At 44.2% G+C, this 17139-nt stretch carries 17 protein-coding genes; 2 read left to right on the top strand and 15 right to left on the bottom strand.

Translation table 11 applies throughout. The features are described 5' to 3' along the window. Nucleotides 1-2: 2 nt before the first annotated feature. Nucleotides 3-3854: a DUF3683 domain-containing protein gene (locus HVMH_RS03865; protein WP_029908112.1), complete on the bottom strand. Its 3852-nt coding sequence runs from the start codon at nucleotides 3852-3854 to the stop codon at nucleotides 3-5. On the opposite strand from HVMH_RS03865, the gene HVMH_RS03860 reads away from it, so the two are divergent. Continuing rightward, nucleotides 3853-4008 (top strand): hypothetical protein, encoded by a 156-nt coding sequence (locus tag HVMH_RS03860; protein ID WP_162178141.1) that lies wholly within the window; start codon nucleotides 3853-3855, stop codon nucleotides 4006-4008. The genes HVMH_RS03865 and HVMH_RS03860 overlap by 2 nt on opposite strands. A gap of 135 nt (nucleotides 4009-4143) precedes the next feature. Here the strand turns inward: HVMH_RS03860 and der are convergent, their stop codons facing one another. The 11 genes from der to HVMH_RS03805 form a co-directional block, all read right to left on the bottom strand. Continuing rightward, nucleotides 4144-5586 (bottom strand): ribosome biogenesis GTPase Der, encoded by a 1443-nt coding sequence (gene der, locus HVMH_RS03855; RefSeq protein ID WP_029908111.1) that lies wholly within the window; start codon nucleotides 5584-5586, stop codon nucleotides 4144-4146. 2 nt (nucleotides 5587-5588) lie between these two features. Further along, nucleotides 5589-6851 (bottom strand): outer membrane protein assembly factor BamB, encoded by a 1263-nt coding sequence (gene bamB / locus HVMH_RS03850; protein WP_232087809.1) that lies wholly within the window; start codon nucleotides 6849-6851, stop codon nucleotides 5589-5591. 24 nt (nucleotides 6852-6875) lie between these two features. Further along, a complete protein-coding gene (locus HVMH_RS03845) occupies nucleotides 6876-7517 on the bottom strand; it encodes a YfgM family protein (RefSeq protein WP_029908107.1) in 642 nt (213 codons plus the stop codon). Nucleotides 7518-7542: 25 nt separating this feature from the next. After that, the gene (hisS, locus tag HVMH_RS03840; protein WP_029908105.1) at nucleotides 7543-8820 is read right to left on the bottom strand and encodes a histidine--tRNA ligase; all 1278 of its coding nucleotides are present in this window, start codon (nucleotides 8818-8820) and stop codon (nucleotides 7543-7545) included. Nucleotides 8821-8860: 40 nt separating this feature from the next. Beyond that, on the bottom strand, nucleotides 8861-9241 hold the full coding sequence (locus HVMH_RS03835) for a helix-turn-helix domain-containing protein (RefSeq protein ID WP_029908104.1): 381 nt from the start codon (nucleotides 9239-9241) through the stop codon (nucleotides 8861-8863). 16 nt (nucleotides 9242-9257) lie between these two features. Beyond that, nucleotides 9258-10397, bottom strand: coding sequence for a 23S rRNA (adenine(2503)-C(2))-methyltransferase RlmN (gene rlmN, locus HVMH_RS03830; protein WP_232087808.1), 1140 nt, complete (start codon nucleotides 10395-10397; stop codon nucleotides 9258-9260). Between the two features lie 30 nt (nucleotides 10398-10427). Further along, nucleotides 10428-10850 (bottom strand): nucleoside-diphosphate kinase, encoded by a 423-nt coding sequence (ndk, locus tag HVMH_RS03825; protein WP_232087807.1) that lies wholly within the window; start codon nucleotides 10848-10850, stop codon nucleotides 10428-10430. Nucleotides 10851-10993: 143 nt separating this feature from the next. Continuing rightward, complete coding sequence (locus tag HVMH_RS03820) at nucleotides 10994-11320, bottom strand: HesB/IscA family protein (protein WP_029908097.1); 327 nt, start codon at nucleotides 11318-11320, stop codon at nucleotides 10994-10996. Between the two features lie 24 nt (nucleotides 11321-11344). Continuing rightward, nucleotides 11345-11773 carry an Rrf2 family transcriptional regulator gene (locus tag HVMH_RS03815; RefSeq protein ID WP_029908094.1) on the bottom strand — a complete coding sequence of 143 codons (429 nt, stop codon included), beginning with the start codon at nucleotides 11771-11773 and terminating at the stop codon, nucleotides 11345-11347. A gap of 128 nt (nucleotides 11774-11901) precedes the next feature. Then, on the bottom strand, nucleotides 11902-12690 hold the full coding sequence (cysE, locus tag HVMH_RS03810; protein ID WP_029908092.1) for a serine O-acetyltransferase: 789 nt from the start codon (nucleotides 12688-12690) through the stop codon (nucleotides 11902-11904). Further along, complete coding sequence (locus tag HVMH_RS03805) at nucleotides 12683-13495, bottom strand: RNA methyltransferase (RefSeq protein WP_051623191.1); 813 nt, start codon at nucleotides 13493-13495, stop codon at nucleotides 12683-12685. The genes cysE and HVMH_RS03805 overlap by 8 nt, the downstream gene beginning before the upstream one ends. A 68-nt stretch (nucleotides 13496-13563) precedes the next feature. Between HVMH_RS03805 and HVMH_RS03800 the strand changes: the two genes are divergently transcribed. Then, on the top strand, nucleotides 13564-14364 hold the full coding sequence (locus HVMH_RS03800; protein ID WP_029908088.1) for an inositol monophosphatase family protein: 801 nt from the start codon (nucleotides 13564-13566) through the stop codon (nucleotides 14362-14364). Nucleotides 14365-14422: 58 nt separating this feature from the next. Here the strand turns inward: HVMH_RS03800 and rimI are convergent, their stop codons facing one another. The 3 genes from rimI to HVMH_RS03785 all read right to left on the bottom strand — a co-directional run bounded on the left by rimI (nucleotide 14423) and on the right by HVMH_RS03785 (nucleotide 17117). Then, complete coding sequence (rimI, locus tag HVMH_RS03795; RefSeq protein ID WP_051623190.1) at nucleotides 14423-14890, bottom strand: ribosomal protein S18-alanine N-acetyltransferase; 468 nt, start codon at nucleotides 14888-14890, stop codon at nucleotides 14423-14425. Then, nucleotides 14880-15479, bottom strand: coding sequence for a hypothetical protein (locus HVMH_RS03790; protein WP_029908085.1), 600 nt, complete (start codon nucleotides 15477-15479; stop codon nucleotides 14880-14882). The genes rimI and HVMH_RS03790 overlap by 11 nt, the downstream gene beginning before the upstream one ends. A gap of 93 nt (nucleotides 15480-15572) precedes the next feature. Further along, nucleotides 15573-17117 carry a 2-isopropylmalate synthase gene (locus HVMH_RS03785; RefSeq protein ID WP_029908083.1) on the bottom strand — a complete coding sequence of 515 codons (1545 nt, stop codon included), beginning with the start codon at nucleotides 17115-17117 and terminating at the stop codon, nucleotides 15573-15575. Between the last annotated feature and the right edge of the window lie 22 nt (nucleotides 17118-17139).

Raw genomic sequence — 17139 nt, 5'->3', positions numbered from 1 at the left:
TTTTACAGCAGCACTTTTTCTACGCCGCCATTCTTAAGCTTTTCATAGAACTCTTTGTTCCAAGTGTTGCCATAACGGTTTTTCATCAACTCAACAACAATATAATCCGTGTCTAAGCCTGTATTATCGTGATAGCGGTTTAACCCTTGTTGACACGCTGGGCAAGACGTCAGCAGTTTCACCTCACCGTTTTTCACTTTGGATTCACCCGTCAACTCAACAATTCCTTTCGTCAATTCTTCCTCTTTACGGAAGCGCAATTGGTTGGCAATATCAGGACGACTTGTTGCTAAGGTTCCGGCCTCCGCACAACAACGGTCGGAGAACAAAACTTCAGATTGCAGCAAATCTTTCGCGACCGTCGTACCATCCATTTTCTTCATCGGATCATGACAAGGAGTATGATACAGATATTGCTTACCTGTTGGGCTTTCCAAACCCATCCCTCTTTCGGTTAGGAACTCGTGGATATCCATCAATCGACAACCTGGGAAAATGCGTTCGAATTCATATTTAGTCAATTGGTCATAACAAGTCCCGCAAGAGACGATGACCGTATTGATATCCATGTAATTCAGAGTATTGGCGACACGATGGAACAATGCTCGGTTCTCTGTTGTAATTTGAGAGCTTTTTTGTGCCAAGCCTGCTGCCGCTTGCGGATAACCACAACATAGATAACCCGGTGGCAATACTGTCTGCACGCCAGCATCATACAATGATGAAATGGTTGCCAAGCCGATATCACTAAACAAGCGCTCAGAACCACATCCTGGGAAATAGAATACCGCTTCCGTATCTTCAGTCGTCTTATTCGGATCGCGAACAATCGGCACTTGAGTTGCATCTTCCAGTCCCAGCACAGAACGGTAACTACTTTGGTTTGGTCCGGTATCCAATGGCTTTCTGACAAAGTTAATGACATGCTGCTGTATTGGTGCCGGTTCACTGGTACTGGCTGGTAAAGCATTCTTACGTTCAACCAAACCAAACAATCTGGCAAAACGGTGACCAATGGTCATGGCTACCGCACCCCAACCGATCATCGTTTTTCGAAGAAAATTGATAGTGAATGGATGCTTGGTATTCAAGAAATATAATGCCAGCTTCACCATAATGCTGGACCTCTTCTGCCCCATATTGGTCAAAATCGTACGCATATGGATGGAAACATCCCCAAAGTCGATATCAACCGGACACGGTGTTTCGCACTTATGGCAAGTTGTACAATGGTCGGCAACGTCATTCATTGCATCAAAGTGATGTAACGAAATACCGCGTCTTGTCTGTTCTTCATACAAGAAGGCTTCAATCACCTGACCAGTCGCTAAAATCTTGTTGCGCGGCGAATACAATAAATTCGCGCGAGGAATATGCGTCTGACAAACGGGTTTGCACTTACCGCAACGCAAACAGTCTTTAATGTCTTTGTTCAGTAAATCCAGGTCGTTCGCTTCAAGAATCAAGGCTTCTTGTTCCACCAAGTGCAACGAAGGTGTATAGGCATTTTGCAGGCCTGAGCCCGGCATCAACTTACCTTTGTTGAAGTGTCCGTGTGGATCAACCTTATTCTTGTAATCCACAAAAGCCTGAATCTTATCTTTATCCAGATATTGGAATTTGGTCAGTCCAATGCCATGCTCACCGGAAATAACCCCGTTCAAGCGCTTGGCAATCTCCATGATGCGGTCGACAATCACTTCCGCCTGATGAATCATTTCATAATTATTGGAGTGAACTGGAATATTCGTATGAATGTTTCCATCTCCCGCATGCATGTGCAGCGCAACAAACAAGCGAGCGTTACGGATTTCAAAATGCAGTTTCTTCAAGCGTGTGTGCAGGGCTTCAAAATCATGTCCCATAAACACTTCTTGTAAGAAAGTCACCATTTCCGATTTGTAGGAAATCTTGATCTCACGTTTTAGCAGCAAGCTAACAAAAGTATCGTCTGCACTTAATTTCAGAGCCTCACCTTCCAGCAACAACTCTGGTTTAGTCAACACCTGAACATCCAGATTCTGCAAAATACCTTCCCATCTGGCTTTGGTTTTACCAATATGTCCAAGTGTTGCGGCCACTTTGTCTTTGAAATAGCTTGCAGGCTGTCCTTCCGAGTTCTCGAAATCGTCTTCTAACGTGTACTCAGGAATTTCACCTGCGAAATAAGCGTTCAACTGATCCAATATTTGAAGTTTATTCTTGATGGATTCTTCAATGTTGATGCGCTCAATTTCCGTGTTGTACTCGTTGAGATTCTCAAGCGGGATAACTACATCTTCGTTGATTTTAAACGCGTTGGTATGCTTTGAAATGGCTGCTGTACGAGAACGATCCGCCCAGAAGCGCTTTCTCGCTTCTTCAGAAACGGCGATAAACCCTTCGGCATCACGCTTTTTCGCCAGCTCTACAATCTCTTGCGCCGTGTTGGCAACTTCAAAACCATTCTCACCAGCAATATCTGCAAGCAGAATCATTTTCGGCAGACCTTTGCGGTTAGCCTTAGTGTTGTAGTTGACAGCCTTGATATAACGTTCGTCCAAATGCTCAAGGCCTGACAGCAAGATGCCATGTGCTTTCTTGGATTCGATATAATCTGTAATTTCTACAATCGCAGGCACAGCCTTGCTCAAATCAGTTCCGAAAAACTCCAAACAAACCGTACGGATATGGCTTGGCATACGGTGCACAACGAAACGCGCAGAGGTGATAAGCCCGTCACAACCTTCCTTTTGAATCCCTGGCAACCCACTTAGAAACTTATCGGTAACATCCTTACCTAACCCTGCATGACGGAAAGCTGATCCTGGCATTTCAAGTGTTTCAGTTTTACCGACAGGCGTTTTACCATCTTTTTCATAACGATTAATGCGGAACTTAACAGTATTTTGATCCTGCAATTTACCGAGGTTATGGTTGATACGCTCCACTTCCAACCACTCGGCATCAGGCGTAACCATCTTCCATGAAGCAAGGTTATCCAGCGTTGTCCCCCACAGAACGGCTTTTTTACCCCCCGCATTCATTGCGATATTCCCACCGATACAAGATGCATCTTGAGAAGTTGGGTCTACTGCAAACGCATAACCGAAACGCTCAGCTTGTTCGGATACTCGGCGTGTCACCACACCCGCACCCGTTTGAATAGTCGGCACCTTACCAATGCCCGGCAGGTCAACATGCTCAACCAAACTCATGTACTCAAGCTTTTCAGTGTTGATGACAACAGAATCTTGATAAAGCGGAATCGCACCACCTGTGTAACCCGTTCCGCCTCCACGAGGAATAATCGTCAAACCAAGTTGAATACAACCATCAACCAGATAGGCAACTTCTTCTTCGGTGTCCGGAGAGACCACAACCAGCGGCAACTCTACACGCCAGTCAGTCGCGTCGGTCGCGTGAGAAACACGCGCTAGACCGCCGAAGTCAATATTATCTAGGCGAGTGTGTTTAGAAAGTTTTTTACGAACTTTGCTACGCAGTTCGATTTGATGCGGAAACCATTCGGTGAATTTGTTGACGGCACCACGAATAGAAGACAGTAATTCTTCCGCTTTCTGGTTACCATTCAGACGGGATTCAACTTGCTTAAGTCTGTGTTCAAGTGCCTTGATCAGGGCATCACGACGCTTAGGGTTTTCAATCAAGTCATCTTGAATGTATGGGTTACGCGAAACAACCCACATGTCACCCAGCACTTCAAATAGCATGCGTGCAGAACGCCCAGTATTTCTGGAATCACGAAGCGACTCGATACATTTCCAGCCTTCCATGCCAACAAAGCGCAATGCAATTTCTTTATCGGAAAAGGAGGTGTAGTTGTAAGGAATCTCTCTAATTCTATGACCCATGAAAACATCCCAAGCTGGTTTCGACATTTCAGAAACGAAATCTGTCGATAACAAAAAGACATTCAACGCTCTGAATGTCACCAAAATCTTCTTTGAATTGACGGCAAAAATTTGCCAGGTTGGGGTAAGTGAAATAGCCGATTTTAAGGCCTAACACTCCCCCCAATTCCTCCTAAAGCCTTAGGCATTTAGGGAAAACGACTATTTTAACAATTTGAATAGCTGCATAAAATAATTTTGCCACTCAGCCAAGCATTCCGCCTGACTATCGTACATAGCAAAATAGCAATTAATTCGTCCGTCTCTTTTGCTGAGTATTCTTCTTTTTACGACGTTTTACAGCCAAGTTTTCCGACTGTGATTCGGATTTACCACGACGGCTACTGAAGGAGCTTTTACGATTTTCATAAGGGTTCACCGTCACTTTATATTCGATAAACACAGGCGTGCCCTGCCACTTGAAAGCTTTACGGAACACGTTCATCAAATACTTAGTATAAGCCTGTGGCAATTTATCCACCTGAGTACCATGGATAATCACGCGTGGCGGGTTTGAACCACCCAAATGAGCGTAACGCAATTTAACACGTCTGCCACCAATCAAAGGCGGCTGATGATCTAAAACAGCTTGTTCCAAAACACGGTTAAGATCAGAGGTAGACACTTTCTTCATAACCGCTTGATACACACCACGAATGGTTTTAAACAGGTCGCCAACACCAGAACCGTGTAGAGCAGAGATCAAATGCTTCTTCGCATAGTCGACAAAGTGTAGTTTAAACTCCAACTCATGTTTGATCTTGTTACGCTGGTCTTCGGTTAGGTTATCCCATTTATTGATAGCAATAACCAAGCCTCGTCCCGACTCAAGCGCCAAACCAAGCAACGTTAAATCCTGATCAGTGATACCTTCTGAACCGTCAATAACCAACACCACGACATTACAAGACTCCATGGCTTCAATAGCTTTGACAATACTGAATTTCTCAATTTTCTCTTTGATGTTCTTGCGACGTCTAACCCCAGCGGTGTCAATCAACGTATAAGCTTGACCATCGCGCTCAAAAGGCACAAAAATACTGTCTCGAGTGGTCCCCGGCATATCAAATGCCACCACACGCTCTTCACCGATCATTCGGTTGATCAATGTTGATTTACCAACATTAGGACGACCGACAACAGCTACTCGAATCCCAGGATGTTCGTCCAAATCAAAAGCTTTTTCTTCTTCCTCTTCAGTAACGACTTCATCCAATATGTGATCGATGGTTTCTTTGACATTATCACCATGCGCAGAAGAGATTACGAAAGGTTGCCCCAACCCCATTTGAAAGAAATCCGCAGAAATCAATTGGTGACTATGGCCTTCCGCTTTGTTGACCAAAAGATAGGTAGGCTTGTTAAACTGGCGAATATAATTGGCAATGGCTTCATCCGCAGGAATCAAACCTGCTCGACCATCCACCAAAAACAAAATGGCATCAGACTCTTCTATTGCCGAGCGAACTTGCCCCGCCATCAAAGGATCGACCCCCTCTTGCTCGCCACTTAAACCACCGGTATCGACTACGATGTAAGGGTGATTCCCCGTTCTACCGGTGCCATACTGACGATCTCGGGTTAAGCCGGGATAATCGGCTACAATCGCATCCCTGGTTCGGGTCAGCCGATTGAATAGAGTCGACTTTCCGACATTAGGACGCCCCACAAGGGCAATAACAGGTTTACTCACAACTACCCCTTCTTCACAGCTGTTTTAAGGATGCCCATTGGGTCTTCAGGATGATTAAATTCATACCAATCCGAAGGTTCCACTGTGTAAGCCGTAATATAGCCGCCTGTATCTTGAATATAAATGCGTTTGCCATCGTTCCATACTCGAACGATCTTAGCGCGAATTGAATCTGGTGAACTGTGACGTGCACGAGCTACCAAAGTACCATCAAGTTTATCAACCCAATGAATCACACCATAGCCGTCTGCCACCAAAATTTGATGATCATTATAGAAAGACAAATCCGTCAACACACGATACTTGAAATGTGTTTGTTTCCAGATTTCCGTCCCAGTATACAGATCATAGGCGTGAAGAATGTCGTCTTCGTCTGCGATATAGACAGCCTTATCATCCACCAAAAAATCTCTGAAGCCGGAAATATCCTTAGACCAGAAAAGGTTACCGTTTTCCGGGCTAAGTGCAACCAGCTTACCATGGTAACCGAGCACATATAAACGGCCAGACTTCAGCACCAATTCAGACTGGATATCAACCATTCTCTCTAGATCAGTTCTTCCTTTTGGAATCAAGACCTGAGTTTGCCACTTAGTCTCTCCGGTCTTGGCATCCAGTGCCTGCACAGTGCCTGACTCCCAGCCAACATACAAGGTATCGTTTGCGTAAGTAACAGGTGCAATGCCTCTTAGCGAAAGATTCGGAAGCTGGTGTTCGACCGTCCAATTGATTTTACCTGTAACCGCATTGACAGAATCAAGCTTGCCATCAACTGTGCGCACAAAAATTGTGTTATCCACAATAACCGGTAAGCTCAAAACTTCACTGGACAACTCAGTTCGCCATACGATTTCGCCGGAGTCTTGGGAAACGCTCATCAAGCTTCCCTTTGCCGTCCCAATGATCAAATTTGACTGGAACAATGTAGGCCCAGACAAAATCGGTTCATTAAACTTGCGCTGCCACAAAACCTGATCCGTCCAACGGTTTTGGTTGGCTTTCAATGCAGACGTCAACACACCATCTGGATTGGCAAAGAAAGCAGCTTTTTTATTCTCTGCAAAATAAAGGCCTTCACTATCGGAGTATTTAAATTTATCCGACTGCAACTGCCAGTCTTTGTGCAAACTGTAAGGGGAAGACATCTTAACCAAAGGCGTCGGTTCGCGCACAAGTCCTGGCTGTGAGCAAGATTGTAAAGTCACTGCCAAAAGCAACAGCGGCAGAGCGAAAAAGGTATGACGATTCAAAGGAAAGTGCTTCAAGAGAAAACCTGTCTTAATTAATTATTATTGCGTTAAATCACCCAACTGCAAACGCGCAACATTCTGCAAGTTTGCCGCAGCTGCTGTATTGTCTACAACCTGCTGCAAGAACTGACGGGCAACATCCAACTGGTTTTGTTGTAGTGCTAAAAACCCTGAGGTGAAATCAAAGTTCGCTTTTTCACCTGCCGCAAGTTTCGCCGCATCAACTGATTTCAAAACGCTGGCTGCTTTGTCGTACTGCTTCTGATCGATATAAATACCAGTCATTCTTAACTTGGCGACCAATACCAGAGAAGCATCAATATTTTGATTGATAACCCATTGTAGGTTTTCAATCGCTTTATCCGTATGCCCTTTTTCCAACTCAAACTGGGCTTCCATTAGTGCCGTTGCTGTTGCATAAGGACTTTTTGGTTGATCTTCCATCAACTTCAAACCTTCACGTGCAACATCACCAAAAGCATTTTGTTCAACTTTAGACTGCAACACCTCAAAAGTCGTTGAAGCGTTTGACGCTTTTGCAAATTGCGACTTTTGATAATAACTCCAACCAGCCCAAGCCAACACCACAACCAATACTGCCGAAAGAAGTGCCGTACCGTACTTATCCCACCAGTTTTTTAATGCCGTTAATTGTTCTTCATCTGTTTCATAACGATTCATTGGACATTTCCTATGATTATAAACTTTAAATTTCGTTGAAATAATTAGCCATTTCAGCTTCTAAACTTTGCCAACCCAGCGTCACCTGTTCTTTTTCTTCACGAAGGAATTTCACACCAATTTGCTGATTATTCACTTCATCTTCAGCCATAATCAATGCAACTCGTGCACCTGATTTATCGGCTTTTTTGAACTGGCTCTTAAAACTACCACCGCCACAGTTCATGACAACCTTCACTTGCGGCAAACGTTCTCTTAACTGCTCTGCAATGACAAATCCAGGACGGGACGCAGCCTCACCAACCAACACCATAAAAATATCTGCTTCAGCAGCATCTGCAACCAAATTTTTGTCCATCAGAAGCGCCATCAAACGCTCTAGACCCATAGCAAAACCGCTCGCTGGCGTAGACTTACCACCGATTTGCTCAACAAGACCATCGTAGCGCCCACCGGCACATACCGTTCCTTGCGCACCTAACTCAGTTGTCACCCACTCAAAAACGGTTTTATTGTAGTAGTCTAGCCCCCTTACTAAGTTCGGGTTGACCACATAGTCAACACCCAAATCGTCAAGGTAAGTTTTTAGCTGTTCAAAATGCATTTTAGAAGCATCATCCAAGTGATCCATCAACTTGGGAGCATTCTCTATGATGGATTTCATATCAGGATTCTTGCTGTCCAGAACCCTTAAAGGATTGGTTTCTAAACGTCTTAAGCTGTCTTCATCCAACTGACTTTTATGCTGTGTTAAATACGCAACCAAAATCGTTTTATAGGCTTGTCTCGCTTCCAGACTACCCAAGGAGTTAATCTGAAGTTCAAGATTATCCAACCCAAGCTTTTCCCACAAACGTGCCGTTAGTGCAATCAACTCTGCATCAATGTCGGCATCTGCCAAACCAAAAACTTCAACGCCAAACTGGTGAAACTGACGATAACGACCTTTCTGAGGGCGTTCATGGCGGAACATAGGCCCCATGTAATAAAGCTTTTGGATTTGGTTATGTGTCAAACCATTTTCAATGACCGCTCGCACACACCCTGCCGTTCCTTCAGGCCGTAATGTCAGACTATCCCCATTTCGGTCTTCAAAGGTATACATTTCTTTTTCGACGATATCGGTCACTTCCCCGATAGAGCGTGCAAAAAGTTCTGTTTTTTCAACAATCGGCAATCGAATGGATTGATAGCCGTACTGGCGCAGTACGGTCTCAGCAGATTCAACGATAAAATCAAGTACTTGTGCCGATTTACCGTAATAGTCATTCATACCACGAATGGCTGAAATTTGTTTTGACATACTTTTCTCTTAGGTTACTTTCTTATTCTTTTTATTGGCTTTACTGATTAATAGCTATCAACACAATGACAATCACGGCAATAATCGCCCACATCCCCCAACGCATAACGCTATTTGAAATCATTGGCTTCTGTTCTGCAGAATCTTGCTCCACTCTCGATAAATGAGAACTGACGGTAATACCATCAGGGAACGCCGATTCAAACTCACCGATGTCTATCGACAAAATATCTGCATAATTTCGCAGGTAACCACGCTGAAATGGGCTTAAGTGCTCCAAGTCCAAATCAGGGCTTTCAAAATACTCAATTTGCGCCTTGGTCAGCTTCAGTCGTTCACTTACCATCTCAAGTGTTAGCGCTTGAGATACGCGCGCTTTTTTCAAAAGCTCGTGCAACTTTGGTTTCGCGGTTTCTGTCATGATTCCTTCCTGTGTTTCAGACGGACTTCACTTCCAATTTGTTTAAAGTCCTTTTAGTTCTGTCTGTAATTTTTCCGGCAAGCTGCCCGCAAGCCGCGTCAATGTCATCGCCACGGGTCTTACGTACAGTGCATTTAAGACCTGCATTAACCAACTTATCTTGAAATCTTCTTACCGCGTTGTTTGAAGATCGCTGATAAGGCGTTCCCTTAAATGGATTAAAGGGAATCAAATTAACTTTACATGGCAAATCCCCTAATAGGTCAATCAGCTCTTGTGCATTTTCCAAAGAGTCATTGACTCCATCTAACATCACATACTCAACAGTAACGTGCTTCTTGCTATGCCCGCCTTCAACATAACGATGTAATGCAGGCATCAAAACTTCTAACGGATATTTTTGGTTAATCGGAACCAACTTATCTCTCAAGCGATTGTTCGGTGCATGAAGTGAAATCGCCAAACTGACATCCAAATTCTCTTTGATTCGATCAATTGCAGGAACAACGCCAGCAGTACTGATAGTCACTCGGCGCTTAGACAAACCATAGGCATTGTCATCCATAAGAATTCTGGCCGCAGGGAACGTGTGTGTCACATTCAGCAAAGGCTCGCCCATTCCCATGAAAACGATATTGGAGATAACGCGTTCTTCTTTTGGTTTGCAGCCCAGAGCCTTGTTTGCAACCCACATCTGTGCCACGATTTCCCAGTTTTCAAGGTTACGGTTAAAACCTTGTTTACCCGTCGCACAAAAACTGCAATCCAAAGCACAACCTACTTGAGAGGAAATACAAAGAGTGCCTCGAGATTTCTCAGGAATAAATACCGCTTCAACGCTATTGTTGTTATCGACTTCCAACAACCACTTAATCGTACCGTCCGCAGACTTCTGTTCTGCAATAATCTTAGGCGTACGAATAATCGCAGTTTGCTTCAGCCTCTCTCGCAGAGCTTTACTGAGGTTCGTCATTTCATCGAAATCGCTGATACCGAATTGGTGAATCCATTTCATCACCTGCGTAGAACGGAATGGCTTCTCTCCAATCGACACAAAAAAGTCCGCCAACCCTTTAGCATCTAAGCCCAAAAGGTCCACTTTGCCGTCATAAATGACCGGCTGACTTTCTTCTACTTTTTCTTCGACAAATTGCAATGCAGTTCCAACCTTAAAATCGATTAATGGCTATCGAGGATAAATTTCATTTTCATTAAAGAAGTAGGCAATCTCTCTTGCCGCACTTTCTGGAGAATCTGACCCATGAACAGAGTTTTTTTGCATTGAAACCGCAAAATCTTTTCGAATCGTACCCGGTGCCGCTTTTTCAGGATCCGTCGTACCCATCACCTCACGGTTCTTAGCAACAGCATCTTCACCTTCCAGCACCTGGACAATAATCGACCCTGCTGTCATGTTGGTAATCAACGTCTCATAAAAGGGTTTACCCTCATGTTCAGCATAAAAACCTGCGGCCTGTTCGGTCGTTAAATGAAGCATCTTAGATGCAATCACTGACAAGCCACTTTTCTCTAGCCTGGCCGTAATTTCACCGATTAAATTTCTATTCACCGCATCCGGTTTAATAATAGAAAAAGTGCGTTGTACCATAATGAAAGAATCCTGTTTGGTCTGTAGTGACAAAATATGAGGTATTTTAACAATCTAGCTTGCTGATTGCTGAAAAAAGTCTGAAAATAAAAGACCCCGATCAAAACCGGGGTCTTTTTATGAGTTTGGGCGAAATGCTGGCACTATATGGTAAAAGATTCTCCACAACCACAAGCGTCTTTAACTTTCGGATTATGGAACTCAAAACCTTCATTCAACAAGCTTTCTTTGACATAGTCCAGCTCAGTACCGTCCACTTGCTCTAAACTCTTTTTGGGAACGACGACTTTCTGTCCATGACTTTCAAAAACAGCGTCATCATCGGTAATTTCATCTGCATAGTCAACGACATATGCAAAACCGGCACACCCACTTACTTTTGTTGCCAGCTTCAGTCCTAAACCATGACCTCTTTTTGCCAGCATGATTCTGACTCTCTCAGCAGCAGATTCTGTTAAGGTAACAGCCATTGATATTCTCCTTTACGCAAACGCCTAAGCAAAAATAATTTCTTTCACGCTTGAACGTTTTTCGATAATTTTTTGCAGGGTGATATTTTCCAAAAATTGCTCGATCATCTCACTCAAATCTGACCACAACTCATGAGAAAGACACTCTTCACCGCCTTTACAATTCTCACGGCCTTTGCACTTTCTGGCCTCCAAATCCTCGTTCACCGCCGCAATAACTTCACTCACTGAAATTTCACCTGGGTCACGACTCAAACGATATCCGCCGCCTGGCCCTCTAGCACTCAAAACCAAATCTGATTTTTTCAGTTTGGCAAAAATTTGCTCTAGATAAGACAGCGAAATATCCTGCCTTTCGGAAATCATCGCTAAAGTAATCGGTCCTTTCGACTGATTAATCGCAATATCGAGCATTGCCGTTACTGCATAACGACCCTTTGAAGTCAGCTTCATCACCCTTCCCCTTTAAAGCTTTATCCGCTTTAAAGCTTGATTAACATGTAAAAACTAAGGTTATTCTATAATAACCTAGTGAACAACTCAAGAATTATTCGATGATGAGTGAGCGACTAAATCAATCCTTATCTATTAGTGTCCACTTTTTTAATGTGCGCTTGATACTCCGGATTATCCGGCTCTAACACCGCATCTTCAAGACTCGGTAAATCCACATGAGAATCCGAACCACCAAGTTGCTTAACTGCTTGATTGAGCTTCTCTAACTGTTCATCCTGACTCTGCACATGATCCAACAAACTGAAGATAGCTTTCTCGATTGGATCTTGAACATCCTGACTGACACCATAAGCATCAAACCCGATTTTTTCTGCCATCTTCTCACGACGTGATTTTTTACGATCAGGGTCAACCACCCTTCCAGGAATTCCAACCACAGTTCGGTTAGCAGGAACCGATTTCAACACCACTGCGTTAGAACCGATACGAGCATCGTCACCTACAGTAAAGGGACCCAGAACTTTTGCGCCAGCGCCCACAACAACACGATTCCCTAAAGTAGGATGTCGTTTGCCTTCGCTTGCGCTAACACCACCTAGAGTCACACCTTGGTACAGCGTACAATCATCACCAATTTCCGCCGTTTCTCCAATAACAATCCCCATACCGTGGTCAATAAAGAATCGCTCACCAATTTTTGCCGCTGGGTGAATTTCAATCCCGGTAAACCATCGAGCGAATCCCGAAATAAATCTGGCCAACCATTTCAGACCTTTACCCCACAACCAATGTGTCAGACGGTAAAACAAAATGGCATGCAAACCAGGGTAAGTCGTTAGAACTTCGAACGTACTTCTTGCTGCAGGATCACGCTCGAAGACTGACTGGACATCTGATCTGATTCTTTTAAACATTTTTTGGTTCCACTTCTGGTTCTGAACTTTGCAATGCTTGAAGCTCTTGAAGTTTAACTGACTGTCTCTGCGACGCAGTCAAAATTCCTCTTAGTATATCAATCTCTTTGACATCCAACTGAGTGCGGTTAAACAACTTACGCATTCTTCGCATGAAACGTGCATTCTTTGCTGGGTCTAAGAAGCCGATATCTTGCAAACTTTGATACAAGTGATCATAAAACCCTTCTAATTGTTCGGATGAAGCTAACTTGTGATTGTATTGACCAGATGAAAAACTGTTCTTCAGATCCGTCGCCATCAAGCACTCATAAACAAAAACCTGTACTGCCGCCGCAATGTTCAAAGAACTGTAGGTTGGGTTCGTCGGAATATGTGCAAGGTAATGACATTTATCCAGCTCTGCATTGCTCAACCCAGAGTCTTCTCGACCAAACAACAACGCCACTTGGTCATCTTCATTCTCAGTTACTTCCATGATCATGGTAGCGGTTTCTCTAACATCCATTTGTGGCCAAGACACTTTGCGCAGACGAGCACTCGCCCCCACAACCAATTTGCAATCAGCGATGGCCTCATCCAAAGTCTCTTTTACAACCGCTTCACTCAAAACATCAGCCGCTCCCGACGCTCTAGCCGAGGCAACCTGACTTGGGAATTCTTTCGGATTTACCAGCACTAACTGACTTAACCCCATATTTTTCATTGCTCGCGCAACCGCGCCAATATTGCCTGGATGGGAAGTCTCAATCAAAACAATTTTAATTTTTGACAGTTTCGGATGGCTTCTATAGTCTTCTATCATTTATTTTCCGTTATAATTCCGTCAGTTCTAAAGTTTAACCCGATATTCTAACAATTGGAAAACGTCTTATGCATCCTATTTTGAATGTTGCCAGCATCGCCGCAAAAGAAGCTGGTTATTTTATCGCAAATCAAATGCGAAACATCGAGCAGCTCAACGTTGAAGAGAAAGGACGCAACGATTACGTCAGCGAAATCGACAAGCATGCGGAAAAAATCATTATCGACACCATCCGCAAATACTATCCTCAACACAGCATATTGGCTGAAGAAAGTGGTGCTCACAAAAAAGATTCCGATTTTGAATGGATTATCGATCCACTAGATGGCACAACCAACTTTTTGCACGGATTCCCACAGTTTGCAGTTTCCATCGCAGTGACTGAAAAAGGGCGTCTGATGCACGGTGTCATTTTTGATCCAACTCGTGACGAGTTGTTCTCTGCATCTCGTGGAGGCGGAGCTCGTATGAACAATTACCGTATTCGAGTCAGTGAACAAAAGACATTGAAAAACGCGCTTTTGGCGACAGGCATTCCTTATTACAACTTTGAATTCGCTGATGCTTACCTGGCTTGTTTCAAGGAATTCATGCTGCAAACTGCGGGCATCCGCAGACCAGGTTCAGCAGCACTGGACTTGGCTTACGTTGCATGCGGGCGTGTGGATGGCTACTGGGAGCTAAACCTAAAACCATGGGATATTGCAGCTGGTGCGTTGATTGTGAATGAAGCAGGCGGACTGGTCAGTGACATGCTAGGAGGTGATAAATACCTGGAATCAGGCAACTTGATTGCGGCCAATCCGAAAATGATGAAAGCGATGGCTCAGGTTATCAGCAACACCATCCCAAAAGAATACCGCGCTTAAGCCTATCTTTTCATAAAATCTGCCAGGTTGGGGTAAGACACCCCAACCTGGTATTTTTTTAAGCACTCTCCGCCAGCAAGCAAGACATCAGGACAGCATCTTCCTTATCATGCGTATTCTTCAGCGGGTAGTAACCTTTTCGAATACCATCTTCAATGAAACCATGTTTTTCATAGAGCACTTTCGCAGGATTGGAAACCCTGACTTCTAGCAACATCTTCTCATAGTCGGAATCCAGAAAATAATCCTTGAACTTTCGCAGAGCATCCCCCGCGATCCCTTGCTGCCTAAAGTCTGGCGCGACACATAAATTCAGTAAATGAATCTCATCCAACACTGCTAGGAAACAGGCATATCCAAGCTTCCTATCATCTACATCACACAAAATATAGGCTAAGCCATCATCCATGGCTTTGGTGAAACCCTGAGGAGACCAGGGAAAATCATAGGATGCTTTTTCTGTACTCAACACCCATTTGACATCATATTCGTCCATTGGACGAAAATAACTAAATTCAGCGAACATAATTTGCTAACCGATAGTAACCTTGTTTTTTTGCATAACCTTGCATCAACATTGCGTCTAAGCTCGGCAAAGTTTCCACTTGAAGCCCTTCAGAAAGGGCTTCGTTCAACATACCATCTTCGTCAAAACTAAATACCTGCTCAACCCCTGTATCAATAATCTCTTCAAGGGTCATCCAAATGGCATCCTCCGTGTGTAACAATCCAGTATCGAAATAAAGAACATCTTCTTCCGAAATCTCAAGTGCGTTCAAAATATTCAACATCAAGCGCCAAGCAGGGCTTTCTTCATTTTGCCAAACCTGCTCCAACCCAACACCAACAAAAACCAGTTCCGTTGTGCTCTGATTCTCTGACTGCAAGGCTTCAGAAGCTTCTAGCTCGACAACATCACCCACTATCTGCTCAACAGGCTCTTCTAGTGCGCTATAGGCTGGCTGCGGACTTTCTTTCACCACTGCTGCTACTTGGTTTTGGTTGGCACTCTCATATACCGGTGCCTCAGGAGAACGTGCGAACTGCGTGTGCATTCGCCAATTCACGATACCGAGTTGTTCAAGTAAAGAAGGGTCAAGCGTTGTTTTAGACATAACGGGCTTGCTCAAAAATAGTACCGGCTTTTAACAATGCTATCGCAAGCCGGTTGTTTTGACTGTTTCCTAGAAAAGAAAACATCATGATCTCTATACAGATGCTTGAGGATGTGATTTTTGCTGCGTGGATTCAAGCTTGTTCAGCGCATTGATATAAGCTTTAGCAGAAGCCGTGATGATATCAGTATCGGAACCTTGCCCATTGACGATACGTCCTGCCTTCTCCATGCGTACAGAAGTCTCTCCCAATGAATCGGTACCATTGGTCACATTACTCACTGAGTACAATTCCAAGCTTGCTCCTGAATTCACCATTTTTTCAATGGCTTTAAAGGTAGCATCAACCACACCGCCGCCGCTGGCACTTGCCGTTTTCTCAACACCGTCCACCCACAGTGTCACTTCAGCATTAGGCGCATCACCGGTAGTGGTTCCAGCATTCAAAGCAACCAAACGATAACGTTCATTTTCTAAGCGCTGAGCACTATTATCGGTAACCAATGCTTGAAGGTCTTCATCGTAAATTTCGTGTTTAAGATCGGCTAATTCTTTAAATCTAACAAAAGCCTCATTCAGCTCTTGCTCAGTATCAAACTCAATGCCTAATTCTTCTAAGCGGCTACGGAAAGCACTGCGTCCAGAGTGTTTCCCTAGAACCATTTTGTTCGTGCTCCAGCCCACATCTTCTGCACGCATGATTTCATAGGTCTCGCGATGCTTCAGAACACCGTCTTGGTGAATACCAGACTCATGCGCGAATGCATTGGCACCTACAATCGCTTTATTAGGCTGTACAGCAAACCCCGTAATCCCTGAAACCAAACGGGATGTCGCTAAAATTTCTCTGGTATTAATGCGTGTATCCACTGCAAAAGCATCTTGCCGAGTACGTACTGCCATGACCAATTCTTCTAGCGCCGTATTACCTGCGCGCTCACCCAAGCCATTGATCGTACACTCAACTTGTCTCGCACCTGCTTTTACGGCAGCCAAAGAGTTGGCTACCGCCAAGCCCAAGTCGTTATGACAGTGGGCAGAAAAAATCGCCTTATCTGAGTTCGGAATTTTCGTCAACAAGTTATGCATCAAGTCACCGAACTGCTCCGGAATGTTATAACCGACCGTATCTGGAATATTGATTGTGGTTGCACCAGCATCAATAGCGGCTTCAATCACTCGGCATAGAAAATCCAACTCTGAACGACCTGCATCCTCAGGAGAGAACTCGACATTATCCGTAAAGTCTCTTGCTCTCTTAACCGCCCAAACTGCACGTTCTACCACTTCATCCGGCGACATGCGCAACTTCATTTCCATGTGAATAGGAGAGGTCGCAATAAAAGTATGGATACGCCCAGAGTTTGCAGGCTTGATCGCTTCACCAGCACGCACAATGTCGTTTTCGACAGCACGAGCCAATCCACAAATCGTACTATCCTTCACAACAGAAGCAACAGCGTGAACCGACTCAAAATCACCTTGGCTCGCCGCTGGAAATCCAGCTTCAATAACATCAACTTTTAATTTTTCCAATTGGCGCGCAATACGGATTTTTTCATCCTTTGTCATCGATGCGCCAGGACTTTGCTCACCATCTCTTAAAGTCGTGTCAAAAATAACAAGCTGTTGCTTCATAATTATCTCTTCTATTTTCTAA

Origin of the sequence: Hydrogenovibrio marinus, from assembly GCF_013340845.1 — a bacterium.
GTDB classification, from domain to species: domain Bacteria; phylum Pseudomonadota; class Gammaproteobacteria; order Thiomicrospirales; family Thiomicrospiraceae; genus Hydrogenovibrio; species Hydrogenovibrio marinus.
This window is presented reverse-complemented; position numbering and strand designations above follow the sequence as displayed.